This is a genomic window from Streptomyces sp. NBC_01352, assembly GCF_036237295.1.
Lineage (GTDB): Bacteria > Actinomycetota > Actinomycetes > Streptomycetales > Streptomycetaceae > Streptomyces > Streptomyces plumbiresistens.
The window spans coordinates 4039015-4062738 of the sequence record NZ_CP108354.1; the positions used below are offsets into that span (position 1 = coordinate 4039015).

The window sequence follows — 23724 nt, forward strand, 5'->3', positions numbered from 1 at the left end:
GAGCCTATCGGCCCGCACCGACATCCTCGTCGTGCGGTTCCTCACCCCCCGGCTCCTCCAGCAGCAGCCGCTCCAGTGCGGCTCTGCCGGGCAGGTCGTCCGGTCGTACGACCTCGCCGCTGCGCACGTAGAGGAAGGTCGCCGTGACCGACTCCAGGGGTACGCCCTGCCGCTCGGCCCAGGCGAGCCGGTAGACGGCGAGCTGGAGCGGATCCGCGGTGCGGGTGCGGCTGGTCTTCCAGTCGACGATCTCGTACGTGGCCGTCGGGCCGTCGCCCTCCTTGTAGACGGCGTCGATACGGCCCCGGACCACGCGCCCGGCGATCGCGAGCTGGAAGGGGGCCTCCACGCGGTAGGGCGTGCGCTGGGCGTACTCGGTGCGCTCGAAGGCGTCCTTGAGGGCTTCGAGATCGCGTTCGTCGGCGATCTCGGCCTCGTTGCCGGGCAGTTCCTCCGGCTCCAGCATGGGCAGCGTCAGTGCCTCGAAGCGGGACTCGATCCAGGCGTGGAAGCGGGTGCCACGGCGCGCTGCCGGCTGCGGCGGGCGGGGCATGGGACGGGCCAGTTCCTGGGCGAGGCCCGCCGGGTCGGCGGCCAGGCGCATCAGCTGGGACGCGGTCAGCGACGCGGGCAGGGGGACGTCGGTGACGCTCTCGCGGGAGCGCAGGAGTTCACCGGTGAGGGCGTCGAGGTCACGGTCCCAGGAGGCGATGGTGCGGGCCTCTTCCGGGGTGAGGGGCGCGTTTCCCGGTTCCGTGGGGTGGGGCCGCGCCGGTTCGGTACGGGGGTGTTCCGTGGCGCCCGGCCCCACGGCCTGGTGCGGGACGGTCGGGCGGTCCGCGCTCCAGGAGTCCCAGTCGGCCGAGTCCTCCCCGGCGAACGGGGCCTCCTCGTAGAGGCCGAGTTCGTAGTCGAGTGCGTAGGGGTCGGGCTCGGGAACCGCGTCGTCCCCGGGAACCACGTCGTCGTCCGGCGGCACGGGCCAGTCCGGGTCGTCGAAGGTGTCCGGGTCGTGCAGGGCGGCGGGGTGGTCGTCCTCGTGGGAGGCGAGGTGTTCAAGGTGTGTCAGGACCGTCTCGGCGGCCGCTCGGCGGCGGGCCAGGGACGTCTCGTCCAGGGGCAGGGGCCACACCTGGTCGGCGGTCCGCTGGTGCAGGGCCGGGTTCTCCTCGTCCTCGGCGGGCTCGTCCGCCCAGGCCTCGATCTCGCCGTGTCCGGCCGCGCAGTGCTCGTACAGGGCCTGGAGGAAGTCGGACGGCCCGCGGGGCTTCTTCTGGCTGGGCCCCCACCAGTGGCCGGAGCCGAGCAGCAGGGAGCGGGGGCGGGTGAAGGTGACGTAGCCGAGGCGGAGTTCCTCGGTGTGCTGGTGCTCCTTCATGTCCTCGTGGAAGGCCCTCAGGCCGCGGGAGTCCCAGGAGGTGACGTCGGGGAGGGTGTCGGCGTCGCCGCGCAGTTCGTGCGGCACCACCTTGCCCTGGGCGATCCACTTCTCGCGGCCCTGGGTGCTGGGGAAGGTGCCCGTGACCAGTCCGGGGACAGCCACGACGTCCCACTCCAGGCCCTTGGACTTGTGCGCGGTGAGCACCTTGACGGTGTTCTCGCCGCCGGGGAGGGCGTTGTCGAGGCCCTTCTCGTACTGGGCGGCGGTGCGCAGGAAGGCGAGGAAGGCGAGCAGGCTCGTCTCGTTGTCGCCGGCGGCGAACGAGGCGGCGACGTCCAGGAAGTTGGAGAGGGTCTCGCGGCGGCGGGCGGCCAGCGCGTGCGGGGACGCCGACAGTTCCACCTCCAGGCCGGTGACGGCGAGGACGCGGTGCAGGACGTCCATCAGCGGGTCGGACAGCGAGCGGCGCAGGTCGCGCAGTTCGGTGGCCAGGCGCGCGAACCGCACGCGCGCATCCGGCGAGAAGGGCAGCCCGTCGTCGTCCCCGTCACCGTCGAGCGGCGTCTCCAGGAACGTGTCGAGCGCGTCGGCGAGCGATATCACCTCGGACGGGTCGACTCCCTCGACGGCCTCGGCGAGCCGGCGGTCCGGGTCGTCGTCGCCGTCCACGCGCGCGTGGGAGACGAGCAGCCGGGCGCGCCGCCCAAGGAGGGCGAGGTCGCGCGGGCCGATGCGCCAGCGCGGGCCGGTCAGCAGACGGACGAGGGAAGCGTTGGCGCCGGGGTCCTGGAGGACCTCGCAGACGGCGACGAGGTCGGCGATCTCGGGCAGGTGCAGCAGCCCGGACAGGCCGACGACCTCCACGGGGACGTCCCGGGCGACGAGCGCACCCTGGATCTCGGCGAAGTCGGTGGCGGTACGGCACAGGACGGCGATCTCACCGGGTGCCTTGCCCGTGTTCACCAGGTGCGCGATGGAGTCGGCGAGCCAGTCGATCTCCTCGGCGTGGGTCGGCAGGAGGGCGCAGCGGACCATGCCGTCGCGCTCGGCGCCCGGGGCCGGGCGCAGGGCCTCCACGCCCGCGTGCATGGCGCGCAGCGGCTCGGCGAGGCCGTTGGCGAGGTCGAGGAGGCGGCCGCCGCTGCGGCGGTTCTCGCTGAGCGACTGACGGGCGGCGAGGCGGCCGTCGGCATGGGCGAAGTGTTCCGGGAAGTCGTCCAGGTTGGCCACGGAGGCGCCGCGCCAGCCGTAGATCGCCTGACAGGGGTCGCCGACCGCGGTCACGGGGTGGCCGGTGCCGCCGCCGAACAGGCCCGCCAGGAGGACGCGCTGGGCCACGGAGGTGTCCTGGTACTCGTCCAGGAGCACCACCCGGAACTCGTCGCGCAGGACGCGGCCCACCTCGGGGATTCCGGCGAGCCGGGCGGACAGGGCGATCTGGTCGCCGAAGTCCAGCAGGTCACGGTCGCGCTTGGCGGTGCGGTAGCGGACGACCAGTTCGGCGAGTTCACGGCGGGCGGCGGCCGTCTCGGGCACTTTGCGCAAGGCGTCGTTGGTGAGCTTGGCGCCCTGGAGGGCACGCAGCAGGTCGGCGTCGTACGCGCGCAGGTCCTCGGGTCGTACGAGGTGCTCGGCGAGCTCGGCGTCGAGCGCGAGGAGATCGCTGACCAGGTCGGCGAAGGAGCGGGTCAGCGCCGGGTAGGGGCCGGGGGCCTCGCGCAGTACGCGCGCGGCGAGCTGGAAGCGGGTGGCGTCGGCGAGCAGGCGGGAGGTCGGTTCGAGGCCGATGCGCAGGCCGTGGTCGGTCAGCAGGCGGCCCGCGAAGGCGTGGTAGGTGGAGATCACCGGCTCGCCCGGCGGGTTGTCCGGGTCGATGACGTCGGGGTCGGTGACGCCGGCCTTGATCAGCGCCTTGCGCACGCGCTCGGCGAGCTCACCGGCGGCCTTGTTGGTGAAGGTGAGGCCGAGCACCTGTTCGGGAGCGACCTGGCCGGTGCCGACCAGCCAGACCACGCGGGCCGCCATCACCGTGGTCTTGCCCGAGCCGGCTCCGGCCACGATCACCTGCGGGGCGGGCGGCGCGGTGATGCAGGCCGTCTGCTCCGGGGTGAACGGGATGCCGAGGAGCTCCTTGAGCTGATCGGGATCGGTGATACGGGCGGGCATGTCGGAGAGGCTAGCGGCGGCCACTGACAGTCGAGGACACATCGCCCTCGGGGCCGGGTGAAGCGCAGGTCAGCACACGTGGTGCGACTGATCACACCAGTGCGCTCACTCCACCACGTGCCGTCCCTCCGGCTGCGCGCTGCACGACGCCCGGAACGCGCAGTGCGAGCAGTGCTGGCCCGCACTCGGCGTGAACCGTTCGTCGAGGACCTTGCCGGCGGCCGTAGCCAGCAGATCGCCGACCCACTCGCCCTCCAGCGGCTCCTGGGCCTGCACCTTGGGCAGGGTCTCGCCGCCGTCCCGCTTGGCGGCGCCCTGGCGGAGCTGGACGAGTTCGGCGCCGCCCGGCTCGGGGCGCACTCCGTCGAAGGCCTCGTCGACGGCGCCCTCGCGGACGGCGAGCTGGTAGACGGCGAGCTGGGGGTGGTGCTCCACCTCGGCGGCGCTGGGCGCCTGCTTGCCGGTCTTGAAGTCGACGACGTAGGCGCGGCCCTCGCCGTCGGCCTCCACGCGGTCCATCTGGCCGCGGATGCGCACCTCGACCTCGCCCGCCTCAAGGGTCACGTCGAAGTCGTGCTCGCTGGCGACCGGTGTGCGCCCGCTGCGGTCCATGACGTGCCACTTCAGGAAGCGTTCGAGCGCCACGCGCGCGTTCTCCTTCTCCTGCGCCGACTTCCACGGCGCGTCGAAGGCGAGCGCGTTCCACACGGAGTCGAGTCGCTCCATGAGGACGGCCAGGTCGGCCGGGGTGTGCCCGGAGGCCACCTCGTCGGCGAGGACGTGCACCACGTTGCCGAAGCCCTGGGCGACCGTCGCGGGCGCGTCGGCCTTCACCTCGCGGCCCAGGAACCACTGCAGGGCGCAGGTGTTGGCGAGCTGGTCGAGGGCGCTGCCGGAGAGCACGACGGGCTGGTCGCGGTCGCGCAGTGGGATCTTGCTCTCGGTCGGTTCGAACATGCCCCACCAGCGGTAGGGGTGGGCGGACGGCACCAGGGGGCGGCCGTCCTCGTCGGCGAGTGCGGCGAGCCGGGCCAGCCGGCGGGCGGCTGCCTCCCTGAGGGTGCCCGAGACGCGCGGGTCGACGGTGGTGGCGCGGAGTTCCGCGACGAGCGCGGCCACCGACAGCGGGCGGCGGGGGCGGCCTGTGACGTCCTTGGGCTCGACGCCGAGTTCGGTCAGGAAGCGGGAGGGCTGGTCACCGTCGTCGGCGGGCGCCTTGACCGCGGTGACGACGAGGCGTTCACGCGCGCGCGTGGCGGCCACGTAGAACAGGCGGCGCTCCTCGGCGAGCAGCGCCCCCGGGGTGAGCGGTTCGGCCAGTCCGTCGCGGCCGATGCGGTCGGCCTCCAGGAGGGAGCCCCGCCGACGCAGGTCCGGCCACAGCCCCTCCTGGACGCCCGCGACGACGACGAGCCGCCATTCCAGGCCCTTGGAGCGGTGCGCGGTCATCAGGCGGACGGCATCGGGGCGTACGGCACGCCGCGTGAGCGTGTCAGCGGCGATGTCCTCGGCGTCGATCTCCTCCAGGAAGTTCAGGGCGCCCCGGCCGCCGGTGCGCTCCTCCGCGCGGGCGGCGGTCGCGAACAGCGCGCACACGGCGTCCAGGTCCCGGTCGGCGTTGCGTCCCGCGGCGCCGCCGCGTCGGGCGGACCGCTCCAGGCGCGTCGGCCACGGCGTGCCCTCCCAGAGGTCCCACAGCGCCTCTTCGGCCGTACCGCCGCCCGCCAGGCGCTCACGGGCCTTCCTGAGCAGCGCGCCGAGCCGCTGGGCACCTCGCGCGTACGTGGGGTCGTGCACGGCCAGGCGCTCCGGCTCGGCCAGCGCCCGCGCGAGCAGCTCGTCCGAGGGCGGCGGCAGGGGGTTGCCCGCGGCCCGCTCCTCGTCGCGCAGGGCACGGCCGAGGCGGCGCAGGTCGGCGGCGTCCATGCTCGCGAGGGGGGAGGCGAGGAGGGTGAGGGCGGTTTCGGTGTCGAGCCAGCAGGTCTCGGGCTCCCGCTCTTCAGAGGGAGCCCCTTCCGGGGGCTGCTCCGTGGCCTCCTCTTGCGTGGCCTCCCCTTCTGCGGCCTCTTCGGCCTCTTCGGTTTCTTTGGTTTCTTTGGTTTCTTCGGCTTCTTCGGCCTGCTCCGTGGCCTCCCCTGTTGCGGCCTGCTCTGTGGCTTCCGCCGCTGCCACCGCCCGCAGTGCCGTCAGCAGCGGAGCCACCGCCGGCTCGTGCCGCAGTGGCAGGTCGTCGCCGTCGATGTCCAGGGGCACGCCGGCCGCGGTGAGCGCGCGGCGGACCGTCGGGATGGTGCGGGATCCGGCGCGCACCAGGACGGCCATCTCGCCCCAGGGGACGCCGTCCTCCAGGTGTGCCCTGCGGAGGATGTCGGCGATGTTGTCCAGCTCGGTGCCGGTCGTCGGGTAGGTGTACACCTCGACGCGGCCTCCGTCCCGGACGGGAGTCAGCTCCCGGTGGGCGCGCACCTTGTGGGCCGGAAGGCGGGTCAGCGGCATGCGCTGGGTCAGCAGCCGGGTCGCGGCCAGCAGAGAGGCTCCGGAGCGGCGTGAGGTACGCAGGACCTCGACCGGCGCCGGACGGCCGGCCGCGCGCGGGAAGGCCTGGGGGAAGTCCAGGATGCCGTTCACGTCGGCGCCGCGGAACGCGTAGATCGACTGGTCGGGGTCGCCGAAGGCGACGAGGGTGCGGCCGCCCCCGGCGAGCGCGTGCAGCAGTCGTACCTGGGCCGGATCGGTGTCCTGGTACTCGTCGACGAAGACGGCGTCGTACTGCGCGGCGAGCCGCTCGGCGGCCTCGGGGCGGCGGGCGAGGAGGACCGCGCGGTGGACCAGTTCGGCGTAGTCGAGCACACCCTGCAGGTCGAGGACGTCGAGGTACTCGGCGAGGAAGGCGGCCGCCGCACGCCAGTCGGGGCGGCCGATGCGGCGGGCGAAGGCGTCCAGGGCGCCCGGGCCCAGGCCCAGTTCGCGGCTGCGGGCGAGGACCGCGCGGACCTCGTCGGCGAAGCCTCGGGTGGTCAGGCAGGCGCGCAGTTCGTCCGGCCAGCGCACGTGCGCGAGGCCGAGCCGTTCCAGGTCGGGCTGGCCCGCGAGCAGTTCACGGACGGCGACGTCCTGCTCGGGACCGGACAGCAGCCTGAGGGGCTCCACGAACAGGTCGGTGTCCTGATGGGCGCGGACCAGGGCGTAGCAGAACGAGTGGAAGGTGGTCGCCTGGGGCGCCCACGCCGCCCCTATGCGCAGCGCCATGCGGTCGCGCAGTTCGACGGCCGCCTTACGGCTGAACGTCAGCACCAGCACGCGCGCGGGGTCACCGCCCCGGGCGATCCTCGCCGCCACCGACTCGACGAGCGTGGTGGTCTTTCCGGTGCCCGGACCTGCGAGAACGAGCAGCGGGCCGGTGGCGTGGTCAACCACGGCGCGCTGTGCGGCGTCCAGACGAGGGGGATCCACGCGGGCCGGCGGGGTACGCACCAGTCGGTAAGCGCCACGGTTCCCCTGTCGCCCCTGTGGGTGCGACAGGCGCTTGGTGGAGGAAGAGGAGCTCACGTGGTTCGCCGGTCCTGGTGGGTGTGCAGTGGGGCTGTCCTCCGTGCGGGGAGGACGGTGATCGCGGGATGAAGGGGGCACGTGCAGCCGACGCTACGCCGACGGGAGGCGCGGAAGCAGGGCTTCCTCTTCTTCCCTCACGGCACTCTCGACACGTACGCCCCTCGCCCCACGAACGTACGGCATGCCTCGGACATGCCTGCTTGTCCCAGGCACACCACGCATGTGTCCTTTTTTCGCCGACATGTCACGGACGCGCCCTGTTTCGCCCGTACGGCCGTCCGGCCGCCCCTGAGGCCGCCCGATGGCGGAAGCTGTCAGGTGTGACCCTCCGCGCGTTCACCGCCGTCCCACCGCGCCCGTCTCATGTCGATCCGCGGGAGATGGCCCTCGGCGGCCCTGCTCGCCTCCTTCAGGGGCGTGCCCTCCGCGCGGTAGCGGCTGAAAGCCTCCAGCTCGTGGCCCGGCAGCAGGACACCGTCCGCGCGGACGACCCGCCACCACGGAACGGCTCCGCCGTAGAGCGCCATGACGCGTCCCACCTGACGGGGTCCGCCTTCCTCCAGCCACTCCGCGACGTCCCCGTACGTCATGACGCGGCCGGGCGGAATCCGCTCGGCGACGTCGAGGACTCGCTCGGCGTACTCCGGCAGCGCGTCCGCGTGCTCCGCGCGGGCTTCGTCCGGAAGGCTCTCCTCGCTCATCCGCCCCATCCTGCCCCACCCCACCGACAATGTGACGCGCTCACGACTGTGGGTATCCCTCGCCCTGAGACGGCGCTTCCGGCAGACTGTGCGCCCCCGCTTGTGCACCCTGACACCCCCCTGTGTCGGTGGGGCATGCCACCATCGTGCGGGCGGTGACCGGTGATACGAGACCAAGAAGAGACGATGAAGCAGCAGGGTGTGCATCCCGAGGGCGCGGAGAGCACCCCTGCCGCATCGTCGCGCCCGGACACCGCCGACGCGGACGAGAAGACGGACAAGGCGGACGAGAAGACGGACGAGAAGGGTGCGGGAGACGCCGACAAGGAGGCGCCCTCGGCACCGTCCGGGCCCGACTCCGGCGATCCTGACGAGGTACACGCCGACGAGGTCGAGGGTGACGAACCTCTCCTCCCCGCGCGCGTGCACCGGCCCAACGATCTCATGCGGCTCCTGGTGGGCGTGCTGGCGGTGGCCCTGCTGATCGCGATCGCCGCGTTCGCCCACGGCACCACCTCGGGCCTTGAGCAGGACATCAACAAGGGCACCGGACGGGCACCGGATCTGCTGATCAAGATCGCCGGACTGGCGTCCAGCATCGCGATCCTCCTGGTGCCGGTCGCGTTCGCGATCGAGCGGCTGATCAAACGCGACGGGCTGCGCATCGCCGACGGCGTCCTCGCGGCCGTCCTGGCGCACGGAGTGACCCTCGCCACTGACCTGTGGGTCGCCAAGGCCGCCCCCGACTCGATCCAGGAGGCGCTCACCCAGCCCTCCCCCGGCGACATCCACGCCCTCACCGACCCCGTGCACGGCTATCTGGCGCCCGTCATCGCGTACATGACGGCCGTGGGCATGTCGCGCCGGCCGCGCTGGCGAGCGGTGCTGTGGATCGTGCTGATGCTCGACGCGTTCTCGATGCTCGTCACCGGCTACACGACACCCTTCTCGATCATCCTGACGGTGCTCATCGGCTGGACCGTGGCCTACGGGACGCTCTACGCGGTCGGCTCGCCCAACGTCCGCCCCACCGGCCGGACGCTGATGGCGGGCCTCAGCCACGTCGGCTTCCGCCCGGTGAGCGCGGCTCGCGAGGAGGTGGCGGAGACCCCGGAGACCGGAGACCGCGGCCGACGCTATTTCGTCACCCTGGAGGACGGTCCACCGCTGGACGTCACAGTCGTCGACCGGGAGCAGCAGGCCCAGGGCTTCTTCTACCGTGCCTATCGCAACCTGACCCTGCGCGGCTTCGCCACCCGCAGCAGCCTCCAGTCGCTGCGGCAGGCACTGGAGCAGGAGGCGCTGCTCGCCTACGCGGCGATCGCCGCCGGCGCCAACGCGCCCAAACTGATCGCGACCTCCGAGCTCGGCCCCGACGCGGTGATGCTCGTCTACGAGCACACCGGCGGGCGCACCCTCGACTCCCTCGCGGACGAGGAGATCACCGACGAACTGCTGCGCGACACCTGGCACCAGGTGCGCGCACTGCAGTCCCGGCGCATCGCGCACCGAAGGCTCGTCGGCGACGCGATTCTGGTGGATCGTTCCGGCACGGTGATCCTCACCGACCTGCGCGTCGGCGAGATCGCGGCCGGCGACCTGCTGCTGCGCATGGACACCTCCCAGCTGCTGGTGACGCTCGGCCTCAGGGTGGGCGCCCAGCGCGCGGTGGCCGCGGCGGTGGAGGTGCTCGGTCCGGACGCCGTGGCCGACTGTCTGCCGATGCTGCAGCCCATCGCGCTGAGCCGCTCCACGCGCGCGACGCTGCGCAGACTGGCCCGGGAGCGCGCCGAACGCGAGCGGGAGGCGGTCCTCGAGGCGTCCCGGCAGGACAAGCAGGCCCGCCTGGAGGAAGCGCCGCACCCTACCCGGCCCGTACTCGAAAAGCCCGACAAGAGGGCCGTGAAGGCGGAGGCCAGGGCCGAGAAGCGGGCCATCGACGAGGCCGTGGAGGAGGCACGCGAGGAGGACCTGCTCACGCAGATCCGCCACGAGGTGCTGCTGATCAGGCCCCAGGCCCCGGTGGAGCCGGCCCGCCTGGAGCGGGTGCGGCTGCGCACGCTGCTCAGTTTCATCGCCGGCGCGATCGGCGCGTACTTCCTGCTGACGCAGCTCACGCACATCGAGTTCGGCCCGCTCATCGAGAACGCCGAGTGGGGCTGGGTCGCCGCCGCCGTGGTCTTCTCCGCGCTGAGCTACCTGGCGGCGGCGATGGCCCTGCTGGGCTTCGTGCCCGAGCGGGTGCCCTTCGTGCGGACTGTGGCGGCCCAGGTCGCCGGCTCGTTCGTGAAGATCGTCGCGCCGGCCGCCGTGGGCGGCGTCGCCCTCAACACGCGCTTCCTGCAACGCGCGGGCGTGCGGCCCGGGCTCGCGGTGGCGAGCGTCGGCGCGTCGCAGCTGTTCGGGCTCGGCTGCCACATCCTGATGCTGCTGTCCTTCGGCTATCTGACCGGTACCGAGAAGACACCGTCGCTGTCGCCGTCCCGGACGGTCATCGCGGGTCTGCTGACGGTGGCGGTGCTGGTGCTCGTGGTGACCTCGGTGCCGTTCCTGCGGAAATTCGTCGTCACGCGCGTGAGGTCGCTGTTCGCGGGTGTCGTGCCGCGCATGCTCGACGTGCTCCAGCGGCCGCAGAAGCTGATCACCGGGATTGGCGGCATGCTGCTCCTGACGGCCTGCTTCGTGATGTGTCTGGACGCCTCGATCCGGGCGTTCGGCACCGAGGGCACCTCGATCAGCATCGCCAGCGTCGCCGTCGTCTTCCTCGCCGGCAACGCGCTGGGGTCCGCGGCCCCGACGCCGGGTGGCGTGGGCGCGGTGGAGGCGACCCTGACGGTCGGTCTGATCGCCGTCGGCCTCCCCAAGGAGGTCGCCGCGCCGGCGGTGCTGCTCTTCCGTCTGTTGACGCTGTGGCTGCCGGTGTTGCCCGGCTGGCTCGCCTTCAACCACCTCACGCGCAAGGGAGCGCTGTAGTACGAGCATCCGGTACGGGGGTCCCGGCGGCGTACCTCGTACGGCTCGCGCCCCGAGCGTCCCGTCGTGTGCGACCGCAGGATGGGGTCATGCCGAACCCTCCCCGGCTGCGCGCCGCTGCCCTCACCGCCACCGCCCTTCTGCTGTCCTCCGTGCTGGCGGGCTGCGGTGACGACTCCCAGGACGAGGACCTGTCGGCCCAGGAACTGAGCTGGGAGGACTGTCCGGCACCGTCCCCGGCGGAAGGCGGCGGTGACGCCCCGTCCCCTCTCGCGGACGGCGACAAGTGGCAGTGCGCAACTATGAAGACGCCCCTGGACTGGGCCGAGCCCAAGGGAGACACGATCAAGCTCGCGCTGATCCGGGCGAGGGCGAGCGGCGACGAAAGCGAACGCATCGGCTCGCTGGTCTTCAACTTCGGCGGCCCCGGCGGCTCCGGCGTCACCACGCTGCCCGCATTCGGCGAGGACTACGCGAAACTGCGTACCCGCTACGACCTGGTCAGCTTCGACCCGCGCGGGGTCGGCCGCAGCGCCCCCGTGGAGTGCCAGAACGACCTCCAACTGGACGCCTTCTTCCAGCAGGACGCCACTCCCGACGACGCGGCCGAGCGCAGCACGCTCCTGGACAACACCAAGGAGTTCAACGAGGACTGCGAGGCGAACTCCGAGAAGGTGCTGCCCCATGTCCGCACCACGGACGCGGCCCGCGACATGGACCTGATGCGCCAAGTCCTCGGCGACGCCAAGCTGCACTACTTCGGCGTCTCGTACGGCACCGAACTCGGCGGTGTCTACGCCCACTTGTTCCCCAAGCGCGTCGGCCGCGCGGTCTTCGACGCGGTCGTGGACCCGACGCAGAACGCCGAACAGGGCTCGCTCGGACAGGCCAGGGGCTTCCAGCGCGCTCTCGACAACTACGCCGAGGACTGCACCTCCCAGGTCGAGGACTGCCCGGTCGGCGACACCGCTCAGGACGTCAAGGACCGCATCGCCACACTGCTCAAGGACCTCGACCGCAAGCCGATCCTCGGCCTCCCCCCGCGCGAGCTGACCCAGAGCGCCGCGACCAACGGCATCGCGCAGGCGCTGTACTCGCAGGACTTCTGGGAGTACCTCACCGAGGGCCTCGAGCAGGCGTACGACGGGAACGGGCAGATCCTGATGGCGCTGTCCGACTCGATGAACGGCCGTAATCAGGACGGCGAGTACAGCAACATCACCGCCGCCAACATCGCCATCAACTGCGCCGACGACAAGCCTCGGTACACCGCCGACCATGTGGAGCGGAAACTGCCCGAGTTCCGGGCCGCCTCCGCCCTGTTCGGCGACTTCCTGGCCTGGGGCATGATCAGCTGCACGGACTGGGCCGTGCCGGGCGCCGCCGACCATCCCGACGTGAGCGCACCCGGCTCCGCGCCGATCCTCGTCGTGGGCAACACCGGCGACCCGGCCACCCCGTACGAGGGTGCGAGGAAGATGGTGGACGCGCTGGGCGAGGGCGTCGGTGTCGAGCTGACCTACAAGGGGCAGGGGCACGGTGCGTACGACAGCAAGAACAGGTGCGTGCAGGACGCCGTGAACGGCTATCTGCTGGACGGGAGGATTCCCGCGGCCAAAACCGTCTGCTCCTGACACATCCCACCCCGAATCGGGGAGAACTCGCAGGTCAGAACGTTATCCACAGGCCGCAGCGGCTGAGCCGAGATCCGCCTACCATGGCCGGACAGCCATCCGCGGCACAGGGCGGACGGCCTGCGAGGGGGGAAGTGCAATGACGCGTTTCGTACGGTGGACGGCCCTGGGCGCCGCCGCCGCACTGCTGGTGACGGGCTGCAGCGGCGGCTCGTCAAGCGATGACAAGGGCGGCCGGAAGACCGGCCGGGCACAGCCGTCGGCCGAATCCTCCGGTACGGCCGACTCCGCCCTGCCCTCCTCACTGACCTCCCAGAAGCTCGACTGGGCGCGCTGCAAGGCCACCGCGGACTCCTCCGCGCCGGGCAGCGACTGGCAGTGCGCGACACTCAAGGTGCCGCTGGACTGGTCGAAGCCGGACGGCGAGACGATCGGCCTCGCACTGATCCGCACCAAGGCCCGGGGCGACAACCGCATCGGCTCGCTCCTGTTCAACTTCGGCGGCCCCGGCGGCTCCGGTGTGTCCACGATGCCTGCGTACGCCGCCACCACCTCCCTCCTCCGCGAGCGGTACGACCTGGTCAGCTGGGACCCGCGCGGAGTGGGCGCCAGCGAGGGCGTCCGCTGCCGCAGCGACAAGGAGATCCAGGCCGCCGAGTCGGTGGACGTCTCCCCGGACACGTCGTCCGAGGAGTCGGCGTACTTCAAGGACGCCGCCGACTTCGGCAAGGGCTGTGCGAAGGACGCCGGAAAGCTGTTGGCGCACGTCTCGACCACCGACACCGCACGCGACATGGACCTGATGCGCCAGGTCCTCGGCGACCGGAAGATGCACTACTTCGGCATCTCGTACGGCACCGAACTCGGCGGCGTCTACGCCCACTTGTTCCCGAAGAACGTGGGGCGACTGATCCTGGACGCGGTCGTCGACCCGAGTGCCGACACGGTCGGCCATGCGAAGAACCAGGCCCGGGGCTTCCAGCGCGCTCTGGACGACTACCTGAAGTCCACCGGCCAGGACTCGGAGCAGGGCTCGCAGAAGATCGCGGACCTGCTGAAGGAGATCGACGCGAACCCGCTGCCGACGTCGTCCGGGCGGGAACTGACGCAGACGCTCGCCGTCACGGGCATCGTCCTGCCGCTGTACAGCCAGGACAGCTGGCCCACACTGACCAGCGCCCTGGAGGCGGCGGAGCAGGGCGACGGGTCGGAGCTCCTGGCTCTCGCGGACGGTTACAACGAGCGTGACCCGTCGGGTCGCTACGGCACGACGACCCACTCACAACGGGTCATATCGTGCTTGGACGACAAGCAGCGGCCGACGGCCGCGGAGACGAAGAAGCTGTTGCCGGAGTTCGAGAAGATCTCGCCCGTCTTCGGAACCTTCCTCGGCTGGGACACGGCCGGCTGGTGTCACAACTGGCCGGTGGCCGGGCAGCACGAGAGCCCGGAGGTGAGCGCGCCCGGAGCGGCGCCGATCCTGGTGGTCGGCAACACGGGCGACCCCGCGACGCCGTACGAGGGCGCGCAGAAGATGGCGGACGAGCTGGGCAAGGGCGTAGGCGTGGTGCTCACCTGGAAGGGCCAGGGCCACGGTGCGTACGGCAGCGGGAGCGACTGCGTGGACTCCACGGTGAACGCGTATCTGCTGGCCGGGACGGTACCGAGGGACGGCAAGGTCTGCTCATGAAGACGGCGGGGGCCTCGGGCACCGTCGGTGCGCGAGACCCCCGCCGCTCAGGCCGGGATGCCGGGTCGGTAGACCGGCTGGTGCGGTCAGTAGACCGGCTTGCTCGGCTCGATCTGGTTGACCCAGCCGATCACGCCGCCGCCGACGTGCACGGCGTCGGAGAAGCCCGCGGACTTCAGGACCGCGAGGACTTCCGCACTGCGGACACCCGTCTTGCAGTGCAAGACAATCTTCTTGTCCTGCGGCAGGGTCTCCAGGGCGGTGCCCATGAGGAACTCGTTCTTCGGGATCAGCTTGGCGCCCGGGATGGAGACGATCTCGTACTCGTTGATCTCACGGACGTCGATGATCTCGATGTTCTCGCCGTCGTCGATCCACTCCTTGAGCTGCTTGGGAGTGATCGTCGAGCCGGCGGCCGCTTCCTGGGCCTCCTCGGAGACGACGCCGCAGAAGGCCTCGTAGTCGATGAGCTCGGTGACGGTCGGGTTCTCACCGCAGACCGCGCAGTTCGGGTCCTTGCGGACCTTGACCTGGCGGTACTGCATCTCCAGGGCGTCGTAGATCATCAGGCGGCCGACGAGCGGCTCGCCGATGCCCGCGAGGAGCTTGATGGCCTCGTTGACCTGGATGGAGCCGATGGACGCGCACAGCACGCCCAGGACACCGCCCTCGGCGCAGGAGGGAACCATGCCCGGCGGCGGGGGCTCAGGGTAGAGGCAGCGGTAGCAGGGGCCGTGCTCGGACCAGAACACGGAGGCCTGACCGTCGAAGCGGTAGATCGAGCCCCACACGTACGGCTTGTTCAGCAGCACACACGCGTCGTTGACCAGGTAGCGGGTCGCGAAGTTGTCCGTGCCGTCGACGATCAGGTCGTACTGGCTGAAGATCTCCATCACGTTCTCGGCTTCGAGCCGCTCTTCGTGAAGGACCACGTTGACGTACGGGTTGATGCCGAGGACGGAGTCGCGCGCGGACACGGCCTTGGAGCGGCCGATGTCGGCCTGGCTGTGGATGATCTGACGCTGCAGATTCGACTCGTCGACCTCGTCGAACTCCACGATGCCGAGCGTGCCCACGCCCGCGGCGGCCAGGTACATCAACGCCGGCGAGCCCAGGCCGCCGGCGCCCACACAGAGCACCTTGGCGTTCTTCAGCCGCTTCTGCCCGTCCATCCCGACGTCGGGGATGATCAGGTGGCGGGAGTACCTGCGGACCTCGTCTACGGTGAGCTCGGCAGCGGGCTCGACCAGGGGTGGCAGCGACACGGGGACTCCGTTGGTCGGTCAATCATTACGGTTGTTCTCCCCGTAACAGTGCCATGGCCTTTTTCATTCCGAGACACCCGTTCCGATCCGCGAGACGATCTCGTCCCAGTAACCGGGCATGGTCTCCCAGGGATCGGTGCGGCCGCCGCGGTCCGTGCGGTCGGTGAAGTAGATCGTCGACGCCCCCTGCCAGCGGGCGATGCGCAGCGCCTCCTCCAGGTGAGGGCGCGGCACCCCGTGGACGAAGTGACAGAAACGCTCGGGTGGATGGTCGGCGGTCCACTCCGCCACCTGCGACCAGCGGTAGTCGCTCCAAGGGCCGGAGAAGGTGACCAGTTGGTCGGCGTTCTCGGCGTAGCCGGGGTACGGGTGGATGCCATGGCCGAGGACGACGTGGGCCTCCTCACACAGCGCGCGGAGCGTGGTGACCGTACGGCGGATCTCGGGCAGCGCGACGCGCTCGGTCGGACAGCGGTCCAGAAGGAAGCCGTCGACCTTGTACCAGTCCATGTAGAGGTGCGCCTCGGAGATCACCTCCCCGAAGGCGCGGGCGCCGTACGCGGTGTCGAGGTGGCCGAGGACGCGGATGCCCGCGTTGCGCAGCCGGCCGGCCGCCTCCAGACAGTGCGGGTCGGGACGGCTGCCGGGACCGTCCGCGACGTTCAGGACGACCCAGTGCAGAGGGGTGCCCGGGCGGGTGAGTTCGGCCCACTCGGCGGGGGCGACGAGGGGGTGGGCGAAACCGGGGACGCCGAAGCCGGTGCGCAGGTCGGTGCTCGCCGTGCCCGGTTTGGCGCGGGTCAGATGCGGCATGCCGCCTCCATCCAGATGTCGGCGAGGGACTCTTCGAGACCGATCCGGGGCCGCCAGCCCAGCCGGTCACGAGCGGTGCGCACATCGGCCTGCTGCCAGCTGCCGCAGCCGTCGGGGTACGGGTACGCGACGGGGGCCGCGTGGTCCGACTCGGTGCGGGGGTGGCCGATGGTCGCCCTCAACGGCCCGGAGTGGCCGTCGAGTTCGTGGAGGGCGCCGCCGTATCCGGCCACGCGGGCGAGGACCGCGGCAGCGTCGCGCAGGCGGACAGCGCGGCCCGAGCCGATGTTGATGACGCCCTGCGCGGCGGAGAGCGAGGCCGCGTGTACGGCGCGGGCCACGTCGCGTACGTCGACGAAGTCGCGCTGGGCTCCGAGTCCGCCGAGTTTGAGTTCGCCGTCGCCGGACTGCATGGCGCGGCGCATGGCTTCGGCGAGGCGGCCGAGCGGAGAGCCGGCGGGGGTGCCGGGGCCCGCGGGTGAGAAGACCCGGAGGACCACGGCGTCCAGACCGGAGCCGAGGACGAGCTCGGTGGCGGCGAGTTTGCTGACGCCGTACGGGCCGCCGGGGCGGGGGACCGCGTCCTCCGCGGTGGAGGAGCCGGGCTGGCTGGGACCGTACTCGGCGCCGCAGCCGATCTGCACGAGACGGGCGCCGCAACCGCTGCGGCGCAGGGCCTCGCAGACGGTGGCGACGGCGACGGTGTTGTGGCGGGTGAGTTCGCGGGCGCCGCCGCGGGTGGCGCCGGCGCAGTTGACGACCACGCCGGGGTGGACCGCGTCGAGGAAGCGGGTGAGGGCGCCGGGGCTGCCGGACGCGAGGTCGAAGCGGACGTCCGCGTCGTCGCCGCGGCCGAGGGCGGTGAGCTGGACGGCCGGGTCGGCGAGCAGGCGGTCAGCGACGAAGCGGCCGAGGTAGCCGTTGGCTCCGATCAGCAGGACTCTCATCGGGCGGCTCCCGGGGCCGAGGCATCGGGTCGGGAGGTGATCATTTGGGGGTCTCCTTCGGGGAAGGTCATGCGGGTTGCCTCCGGCGGTGGGGCCGGGTGCCTGCGGCGGCCTGCGCGCGCGAGTGGTGGTGCGCGTAGCGCCTTTGGTTTCGTCGTGGGTCGGGGCCGCGTCGGCGGGTGTCCGTCCTCGGTCTGGCGCGGAATCGGTCTCTCACCAGGGCGAACGTGTTGACGCGCCATCCGCTGCGGGCGGACACCCCCCGACACGTCCCCTGCTCGCCGTACGCGGCTGCCGCGTCTCGGGAACACCGGTCGCAGCCGCCTCACCGCTGGTTCTCCGCCGGGGCGTGGGCCGAGGCCCGGGTGAGGGTGCGGGTTGCGTGGAGCAGGAGGATCAGCGCTCCTGTGCCGCAGGTGAGGGCCTGGACGCTGCCCGGGCCCCAGGTCTCGGTGAGGGTCTGGACCGGGAGGGCCAGGACCTCGCAGCCGGGGAGGCGAGCCGCGAAGACCGTGGCCAGGGCCGTTGCCTGGGCCGTGGCGATGGCCGTGAGGATGACCGCGGGGGCGTGGGTGAAGCGGTGGATGGCGAGGAGGCGGGAGAGGAGGAGAAGGGCGCCCAGGGTGGTGGTCTGGGCGTAGGTGACGGGTTCGTCGAGGGTCGTCGCGGTCAGGGTGAGGAGGGCGGTCAGGGCGCCGAGGAACAGGGCGAACGTGCCGAGCAGCAGGGGGCGTACGGATGCGGCGAAGTCCTCCAGGCCGCGGCTCGCCGTCAGTTTGCGGCGGGCTCGTGCGGTGAGGAGGTGGGTGGTCCAGGCCGCTGGGGCGCAGGCCCAGGTGAGGGCCAGGAGCGGAGCGGCGGCGAGGGGCCAGGGGGCGTCCGGGCTGCCGTCGGGCAGGCCGTCGGGGCCGCCGGCCAGGGCGGTTCGCAGCAGGCCGTCGCCCAGGAGGGCGTAGGCGATGAGCCAGTACGTCCAGGTGCTGGTGCCGGTCGCGGGGGTGCCGGATCTGGGGCTGAGCGGGCCTCGGGCGAGGGCCGCGCGCAGGGCCAGGGCCACGGCGAGGGCGCCTGCGGCGGCGACCGTCGGGCGGGCCTGTCCGTGGGTGAGGTGCAGGCCGACCACGGTCGCCGTGCACAGGGCGCCGGGGAGGAGGGTGAGGAGGACCCAGTCGACGCGTGGGCGAGGGCCACCCTCGGAGGCGCGGGGTTTTGGGGTTTCGCCGTCGCGGGGGATCCGGGCGTACATCTCCTCGGCCAGGGAGAAGACGTCGCGGTGACGGAAGCGGGCGGCGGTGCGGTCGGTGACGCCGTGGGCCTCCAGGCCGGCCGCGATCTCCAAGGGGTCCACAGCTCGTTCGCAGAGGTCCCGGTGACGGTGCATCAGGGCCTTGACCGGGTCCGCGGTGGTGCGGCGGGGGGTGGGGGTGGTGGAGCGGGTGTCTCTGGATTTACCGCGCGCGCTTGGGTCAGGGGCTGGGCCGTGGTCGGTGGTGGCGTCCGCGTCGGGCCCCTGGTCTGCGTCGGCCTCCGTGACGAGCCACTCCTGAGAGCGTTCGTCCCAGGCTCCGGGGCTATTCGGGGCCCCGGGGCGGTCCAGTTCGCCGAGTTCGCTCATGACGCTCCCTCCGTGGCCGCGGCCGGCGCCGTGGCGCGTACGGGCGGTCCCGCGGCCCAGCCGGGCCCACCGCGTGCCACGACGTGTAGGCCCTGCTCCGTCCAGCGTCCGGGTACGTGGGCCTCGGCGGGGGTGGCGAACGGCAGGGGTTCGCCGGTGGCGTCGAGGAGGACGCGGCGGACCGGGGTGCGCGAGACGATGTCCAGGTAAATGCCGTGAAATGCCGTGATGTTCTGCTCGACGGTGAACAGTTCGAGCGCGCGGGCACGGGCGGCGGCGCCCAGGCGCTCGCGGCGCTCGGTGTCGCGCAGTAGCGCCACGCACGCCTCGGCGAGCGCCCGCGGATTGCGCGGGGGCACCACGAGGCCGGTGCCGCCGATGACCTCCACGACGGCACCGACGTCCGTGGACACCGTCGCGCGGCCGCAGAACATGGCCTCGACCAGGCTGATCGGGAAGCCCTCGACGACGCTGGACAGGACGGTCACCGCGCCCGCGGCGTACGCGTCGGCCAGGGTCGGCAGTTCCGGGCCGCCGATCTCCTCGAAGGAGACGGGGTTGTCGCCGACGGCGTGCGGGCCGTCCGCCTCGTCGGGGAAGAGCTGCGCGGCCAGCGCCTTGCAGTGGCCGAGGTAGGCCGTGCCCTCGGAGCCGGAGGGGGCGCCGACGATCCGCAGCCGCGTCTTGGGCTCCTCCTTGCGGATCTCCGTGAAGGCGTGCAGCAGGGAGACCAGGTCCTTGGCCGGTTCCACCCGGCCGATCCAGACCAGGGTGTGCGGGTCGGCGCACTCCGGCGATTCGCCGACGTCCGCGAAGCGGGCGGCGTCCATGCCCGGGTAGACCGTGCGGAGCTTGTCGCGGTCGGCGCCGCAGCGCTCCTGCCAGCGGCGCGCGTGCGCGTTGCCGGACGTGACGATCGCGGCCCGGCTGTACGCCTCGGCGGCGAGTCGGCCGTGGAAGGCGGTGAGCAGGGCGCGTACAGGGGGCGAGGACTCCGTGGCGGTCAGGTAGTGGGTGCGCAGCCGCACGCCGTACTCGGTCACCAGCAGGGGCACGCCGCAGAAGTGCCGGGCGAGCAGCCCGGGCAGGGCCGCCGCGCCACCGGACGTGGCATGGCACAGGTCGACGGAGCCGAGGTCGTCGTCCTCGTACCAGTCGAGCGAGAGAGGGCGCAGAGCGCGTTCCAGATGCGCGGCGACGGTGAGCAGATCCGGTACGCGCGCCTCACGCGCCGTGCGCAGTGCGCCGGGAGCGCGACAGGCGCGTTCCAGGGCGCGTACGGCGGCCTCGGAGCGCAGCGCGCCCACCAGTCCGCCCTCGTCGCGGGCGAGTTCGGCGAGGCCGTACAGCGCGCTGGCGAAACGGTCCGCCTCGGTGGCCGACGGCTCCCCGGAGGCCTCCGCGACGCCCCCCTCGCACAGGGCGGCCGCCAGCTCGCCGTAGCACTCGGCGAACCGCCGGCGCGCGCGCCGTCCGTATCCGACCCCGTCCTCCTCGGCCGTCCACAGCGGTGCCGTGCGCACCCTGCTGACCTGCGGCGGCAGCGGAACCCAGCCCTCGTCCTCCTGGCGCTCGCTGCTGCTGAGCGCGTAGATGGTGAACTCGTGCTGCTCAAGCCCGCGCACGAGCCGGTCGCACCAGAGCCTGGCATCACCGCTCACATACGGATAGCCACCCTCCGTAAGCAGTCCGATGCGCACCAGCGCACCCCCGATCTCCCGTATGGGGAGCCGCCGTTGACCCGGCGACTCGCAGCGGGACGAACGTATGCGGACAAGGCGGTGGTGCGACGGACGGTTGTCCGTCGCACCACCAAAAGGGGTGAACGGTCGTAACTTTCCCGTGCGGGTCGCGTTCCGTCGCGCTAAGAGATCATGCGCGTACGGATCGTCACTCGCGGGCCACTCGGGGCGCGGCGCCCGTCAGCTGCCCGGATAAGGCCAGGGATTGGCCCGGCAGCGGATTCCGTCGTGGTCGAGGAACTTGGTCTGCTGCTGCATGACCGGGGCGAGGTCGCCGTTCTTGTCGCAGGTGACGTGGTTGTAGCCGAGCCGGTGGCCGACCTCGTGGTTGATCAGCATCTGGCGGTACGCGTGGATCTGATCACCGTAGGTCTTGGATCCCTGCGCCCATCGATAAGCGTTGATCATCACGCGCTCGGTGGAGGCCGAGTCGCACGACACGTTGTCCACGGTGGTGTCCAGACCGGACTTGGCGCACCAGGTCGCGGTGGTCCCCGGGCTGGCGAGGGTGATCACGAAGTCGGGCTTGCCGGAGTAGACGCGCTCGAAGGTGCGGGCGCCGTTGTGGGCCCAGCTCCGGTCGTCGTTGAGCGTCTTCTGCACGGCCTCGGCGAAGAGTCCGCCGTCGAGCCCGAGCCCCTGCTCCACGTCCACGCGGTAGGTGTACTTCTGCCCCTTGCCGGGCGCCTTGGCGATCCCCTTGATGGCGTCGAACTCGCCCGGCCCCTTGAGCGTGACACCGAGCGCGTACCTCTTGTCCATCCCCTGCTCGTACGTCAGCGTCGCCACGCTCGGCGAACCGGAAGGCGTCGGCCGGCCCTCCCCGCGCGAGGCCCCGTCGCGGGCGTCGCGGGCCTGGTCGGTGGCGGACTGCGACTGTACGGCGTTGTCGTCCCGCCCGTCCGTGACCTGACCGGCCACGACGACGGCCAGCACGGTGGTGACGGCGGCGGCCGCGATCCCGGTGAAGGTGCGCCCCTTGCCGTCCTTGACGGGCGGCGCCGGTTCGCCCGTGGGAGGCGCGTCGTCGTCCTCGGGACGGTCGACACCGGTCCCGCCGGGCCAGCCGGTGACGGTGCCGTAGGGATCGGAGGCGTGCGTGGAGAGCGGTTCGCGGTGCGCTGGGGCGACGGGCGTCCGGGGCGTGAAGACGTCGTCGTCCCCCTCGAAGAGGCCGCCGTCCCGCTCGAAGGCGTCGAGGTAGTCCTGCCGCGGCTCTCTCCGCCCCCTCGTGCCCACCGGCGGCGCCTGCCGCTGCCGCGGAAGAGCGACGCCCGGGCTGCCCGGCCTGCCGGGCCCGCTCAACTCCCCCCAGGCGCCACCGGATTCGCGCTGCTCGGGATGCCCGCCACGGACCTGCGGGAAGCCATGAGCGGGCGTGCCGTCGGGAAACCTGGGGACACCGTGCGCGGGTGTGCCGTCGGGAAGCCTGGGGAAGCCATGCGCGGGCGTGCCATCAGGAAACCTCGGCACCCCATGAGCCGGCGTCCCGTCAGGAAACCTCGGGACTCCGCGCGCGGGAGTCCCGTCGGCGTACCTCGGAACCCCCTGGGCCGGTGTTCCGTACCCCGGCTGCGGCGCCGGCGTTGCCTGCCGCGCGGCCGGTGGGCCCTGTGTCCGGCCCTGGACGGCGGGATCGGCGCTGTCCCCCTTGGGGCCACTCTTGGGAGCAGATCCACGTCGACTGTGGCGTCCCACCTCACCCCTCAGCTCCCCGAGTTCGTACTGCCCGACATTCCGGCCCCACCGCCGGAGGCTCCTTCTGTGGCGTCAAAGGTACCCTCGCCCCCGCTGAAGCCCCGCACCCCACCGTCACGGGCCGCGCCATCGGCGAGCAACTCGCGGACCGCCCCGGCCACCGTCTCCGGGTATTCCATCATCGCCACGTGCCCCGACTCCGGCAGGGTCAGGAGGCGCGAGTCGCGGAAGGCGCGAGTCGCCTTCGATGCCATGCGGAAGCCCACGAGTTGGTCGCGGCCGCCGTAGACGAGGAGGGTCGGCGCGAGGACCCGTTCGGCCTGGCGCCACAGCGCGTGCTGGCCGCCCAGGGTGTACGCGTTCACCAGCCCGCGCGCGGAACGCGTCATCGCGTCCCAGAAGTACGGCAGTTGCAGGCGCCGCTCCATCTCCTCCACGGCGTTGCGGAACCCTTCCGGAGTGACCCGCCCGGGATCGCCGTAGCAGAGGGCCATGACCCCCCGGACCCGCTGTTCCGCCGTCCACTCCTTGGTGAACCGGGTGAAGAGCCCGGCCACGCCGGGCACCGCCAGCAGCCCCGTCGGCACGGCCGTGCGCTGGACGCGGATCTCCGGCAGTGCGGGCGAGACGAGGGTGAGGGTGCGGACGAGATCGGGCCGTACCGCGGCGACGCGCGTCGCGACGGCGCCGCCGAGCGAGTTCCCGAAGAGATGCACCGGACCGCGCCCCGAGGCGTCGAGATAACGCATCACCGCGCGCGCGTGCCCGGTGATCGAGTAGTCGCCGTCGTCCGGCGGTGGGGAGTCGCCGAAGCCGGGCAGGTCGACGGCCTCGCCGTCGACCGCGTCCTCCAGCTGCTGCATCAGCGCCGACCAGTTCTGCGAGGAACCGCCGAGGCCGTGGACGTAGAGCGCGGGTGGCAGCCCTTCGCGCGCGGGTGGCCTCGACCGGACCGTCAGTGTGATGCCCGGCAGCTCTGCCGACCTGAGCCGCTCGCCCTCGGCCACCCTGACGGGCGCCACTTTGGGCAGCACGTTGGCTGGTGGCACGAACGGCAGCTCGGTCGAAGACATGCGGCAATGTTACGAGATGATCACGCAGTGGTTCATGTGTTCGCCGTCACAGAAGGTACCCGGATCGCATGGCGTCCAGATCGGGTGTCTCCTAGGCTCGTACGCAGGGCACCCGCATGTGGCCCCCTGTTCCACTCAGGGATGTTCTAGGAAGGGAGCCCATCATGGCCGTCGACCCCCGCGACCCCGAGACCTTCATGAACGAGGACACCGAGGAAGCGACCGAGATCGACGTCGAAGCGCCGGAGGGCGACGCCGCCGAGCAGCAGGCGGACGTCAAGCCGGACCGCGACGACCCGCTGACCGGCGTGGACCCGAGCCGGGCAAACGAGGCCGACCTCATCGAACAGGCCCGCGTCGTCTCCATCGACGAGGACGACTATCGGTGACAGCGCCCGTTCCATCCCGGTTTGAGAGACGGTGCGCGGCATTCACCAGCGTCCGGTCCGTGAAATTCTGCGCTCGCACTGCGCA

The 23724-nt window shown here is 71.9% G+C and carries 14 protein-coding genes; 4 read left to right on the top strand and 10 right to left on the bottom strand.

Translation table 11 applies throughout. The features are described 5' to 3' along the window. Window positions 1-4: 4 nt before the first annotated feature. The 3 genes from OG252_RS18715 to OG252_RS18725 all read right to left on the bottom strand — a co-directional run bounded on the left by OG252_RS18715 (window position 5) and on the right by OG252_RS18725 (window position 7800). Entirely contained in the window at window positions 5-3547 is a 3543-nt protein-coding gene (locus OG252_RS18715; RefSeq protein WP_329337363.1) for an ATP-dependent DNA helicase, read from the bottom strand. 105 nt (window positions 3548-3652) lie between these two features. Then, complete coding sequence (locus OG252_RS18720; protein WP_329337365.1) at window positions 3653-7096, bottom strand: ATP-dependent helicase; 3444 nt, start codon at window positions 7094-7096, stop codon at window positions 3653-3655. Between the two features lie 317 nt (window positions 7097-7413). Continuing rightward, window positions 7414-7800 (bottom strand): MGMT family protein, encoded by a 387-nt coding sequence (locus tag OG252_RS18725; RefSeq protein ID WP_329337367.1) that lies wholly within the window; start codon window positions 7798-7800, stop codon window positions 7414-7416. Between the two features lie 186 nt (window positions 7801-7986). Here OG252_RS18725 and OG252_RS18730 point away from each other — a divergent pair, with 186 nt between their 5' ends. The 3 genes from OG252_RS18730 to OG252_RS18740 all read left to right on the top strand — a co-directional run bounded on the left by OG252_RS18730 (window position 7987) and on the right by OG252_RS18740 (window position 14097). After that, on the top strand, window positions 7987-10773 hold the full coding sequence (locus OG252_RS18730) for a lysylphosphatidylglycerol synthase domain-containing protein (protein ID WP_266434065.1): 2787 nt from the start codon (window positions 7987-7989) through the stop codon (window positions 10771-10773). A gap of 89 nt (window positions 10774-10862) precedes the next feature. Then, window positions 10863-12407, top strand: a complete 1545-nt coding sequence (locus OG252_RS18735) for an alpha/beta hydrolase (protein ID WP_266434067.1) — start codon at window positions 10863-10865, stop codon at window positions 12405-12407. 139 nt (window positions 12408-12546) lie between these two features. Further along, window positions 12547-14097: an alpha/beta hydrolase gene (locus tag OG252_RS18740; RefSeq protein ID WP_329337370.1), complete on the top strand. Its 1551-nt coding sequence runs from the start codon at window positions 12547-12549 to the stop codon at window positions 14095-14097. Between the two features lie 86 nt (window positions 14098-14183). Here the strand turns inward: OG252_RS18740 and moeZ are convergent, their stop codons facing one another. The 7 genes from moeZ to OG252_RS18775 form a co-directional block, all read right to left on the bottom strand. Beyond that, window positions 14184-15362, bottom strand: coding sequence for an adenylyltransferase/sulfurtransferase MoeZ (gene moeZ, locus OG252_RS18745; RefSeq protein ID WP_266434071.1), 1179 nt, complete (start codon window positions 15360-15362; stop codon window positions 14184-14186). A gap of 63 nt (window positions 15363-15425) precedes the next feature. Further along, on the bottom strand, window positions 15426-16175 hold the full coding sequence (locus tag OG252_RS18750) for a spherulation-specific family 4 protein (RefSeq protein ID WP_329337373.1): 750 nt from the start codon (window positions 16173-16175) through the stop codon (window positions 15426-15428). After that, a complete protein-coding gene (locus tag OG252_RS18755; protein ID WP_266434075.1) occupies window positions 16163-17122 on the bottom strand; it encodes an NAD-dependent epimerase/dehydratase family protein in 960 nt (319 codons plus the stop codon). The genes OG252_RS18750 and OG252_RS18755 overlap by 13 nt, the downstream gene beginning before the upstream one ends. Window positions 17123-17447: 325 nt before the next feature. Continuing rightward, on the bottom strand, window positions 17448-18737 hold the full coding sequence (locus OG252_RS18760; RefSeq protein WP_329337376.1) for a hypothetical protein: 1290 nt from the start codon (window positions 18735-18737) through the stop codon (window positions 17448-17450). Then, window positions 18734-20437, bottom strand: a complete 1704-nt coding sequence (locus tag OG252_RS18765) for a DUF3492 domain-containing protein (RefSeq protein WP_329337378.1) — start codon at window positions 20435-20437, stop codon at window positions 18734-18736. The genes OG252_RS18760 and OG252_RS18765 overlap by 4 nt, the downstream gene beginning before the upstream one ends. A gap of 222 nt (window positions 20438-20659) precedes the next feature. Then, the gene (locus OG252_RS18770) at window positions 20660-22177 is read right to left on the bottom strand and encodes a DUF3152 domain-containing protein (RefSeq protein ID WP_329337380.1); all 1518 of its coding nucleotides are present in this window, start codon (window positions 22175-22177) and stop codon (window positions 20660-20662) included. A gap of 8 nt (window positions 22178-22185) precedes the next feature. Beyond that, window positions 22186-23250, bottom strand: coding sequence for an alpha/beta fold hydrolase (locus OG252_RS18775; RefSeq protein ID WP_266434083.1), 1065 nt, complete (start codon window positions 23248-23250; stop codon window positions 22186-22188). A gap of 164 nt (window positions 23251-23414) precedes the next feature. Here OG252_RS18775 and OG252_RS18780 point away from each other — a divergent pair, with 164 nt between their 5' ends. Beyond that, the gene (locus OG252_RS18780; protein ID WP_266434085.1) at window positions 23415-23639 is read left to right on the top strand and encodes a hypothetical protein; all 225 of its coding nucleotides are present in this window, start codon (window positions 23415-23417) and stop codon (window positions 23637-23639) included. Window positions 23640-23724: the final 85 nt, after the last annotated feature.

What these genes read in the sequence shown, in the direction of transcription:
- OG252_RS18715 (WP_329337363.1), bottom strand. Translation starts at nt 3,547, where the DNA reads ATGCCCGCCCGTATCACCGATCCCGATCAGCTCAAGGAGCTCCTCGGC.
- OG252_RS18725 (WP_329337367.1), bottom strand. Translation starts at nt 7,800, where the DNA reads ATGAGCGAGGAGAGCCTTCCGGACGAAGCCCGCGCGGAGCACGCGGAC.
- OG252_RS18730 (WP_266434065.1), top strand. Translation starts at nt 7,987, where the DNA reads ATGAAGCAGCAGGGTGTGCATCCCGAGGGCGCGGAGAGCACCCCTGCC.
- OG252_RS18735 (WP_266434067.1), top strand. Translation starts at nt 10,863, where the DNA reads ATGCCGAACCCTCCCCGGCTGCGCGCCGCTGCCCTCACCGCCACCGCC.
- OG252_RS18740 (WP_329337370.1), top strand. Translation starts at nt 12,547, where the DNA reads ATGACGCGTTTCGTACGGTGGACGGCCCTGGGCGCCGCCGCCGCACTG.
- OG252_RS18750 (WP_329337373.1), bottom strand. Translation starts at nt 16,175, where the DNA reads ATGCCGCATCTGACCCGCGCCAAACCGGGCACGGCGAGCACCGACCTG.
- OG252_RS18755 (WP_266434075.1), bottom strand. Translation starts at nt 17,122, where the DNA reads ATGAGAGTCCTGCTGATCGGAGCCAACGGCTACCTCGGCCGCTTCGTC.
- OG252_RS18760 (WP_329337376.1), bottom strand. Translation starts at nt 18,737, where the DNA reads ATGAGCGAACTCGGCGAACTGGACCGCCCCGGGGCCCCGAATAGCCCC.
- OG252_RS18775 (WP_266434083.1), bottom strand. Translation starts at nt 23,250, where the DNA reads ATGTCTTCGACCGAGCTGCCGTTCGTGCCACCAGCCAACGTGCTGCCC.
- OG252_RS18780 (WP_266434085.1), top strand. Translation starts at nt 23,415, where the DNA reads ATGGCCGTCGACCCCCGCGACCCCGAGACCTTCATGAACGAGGACACC.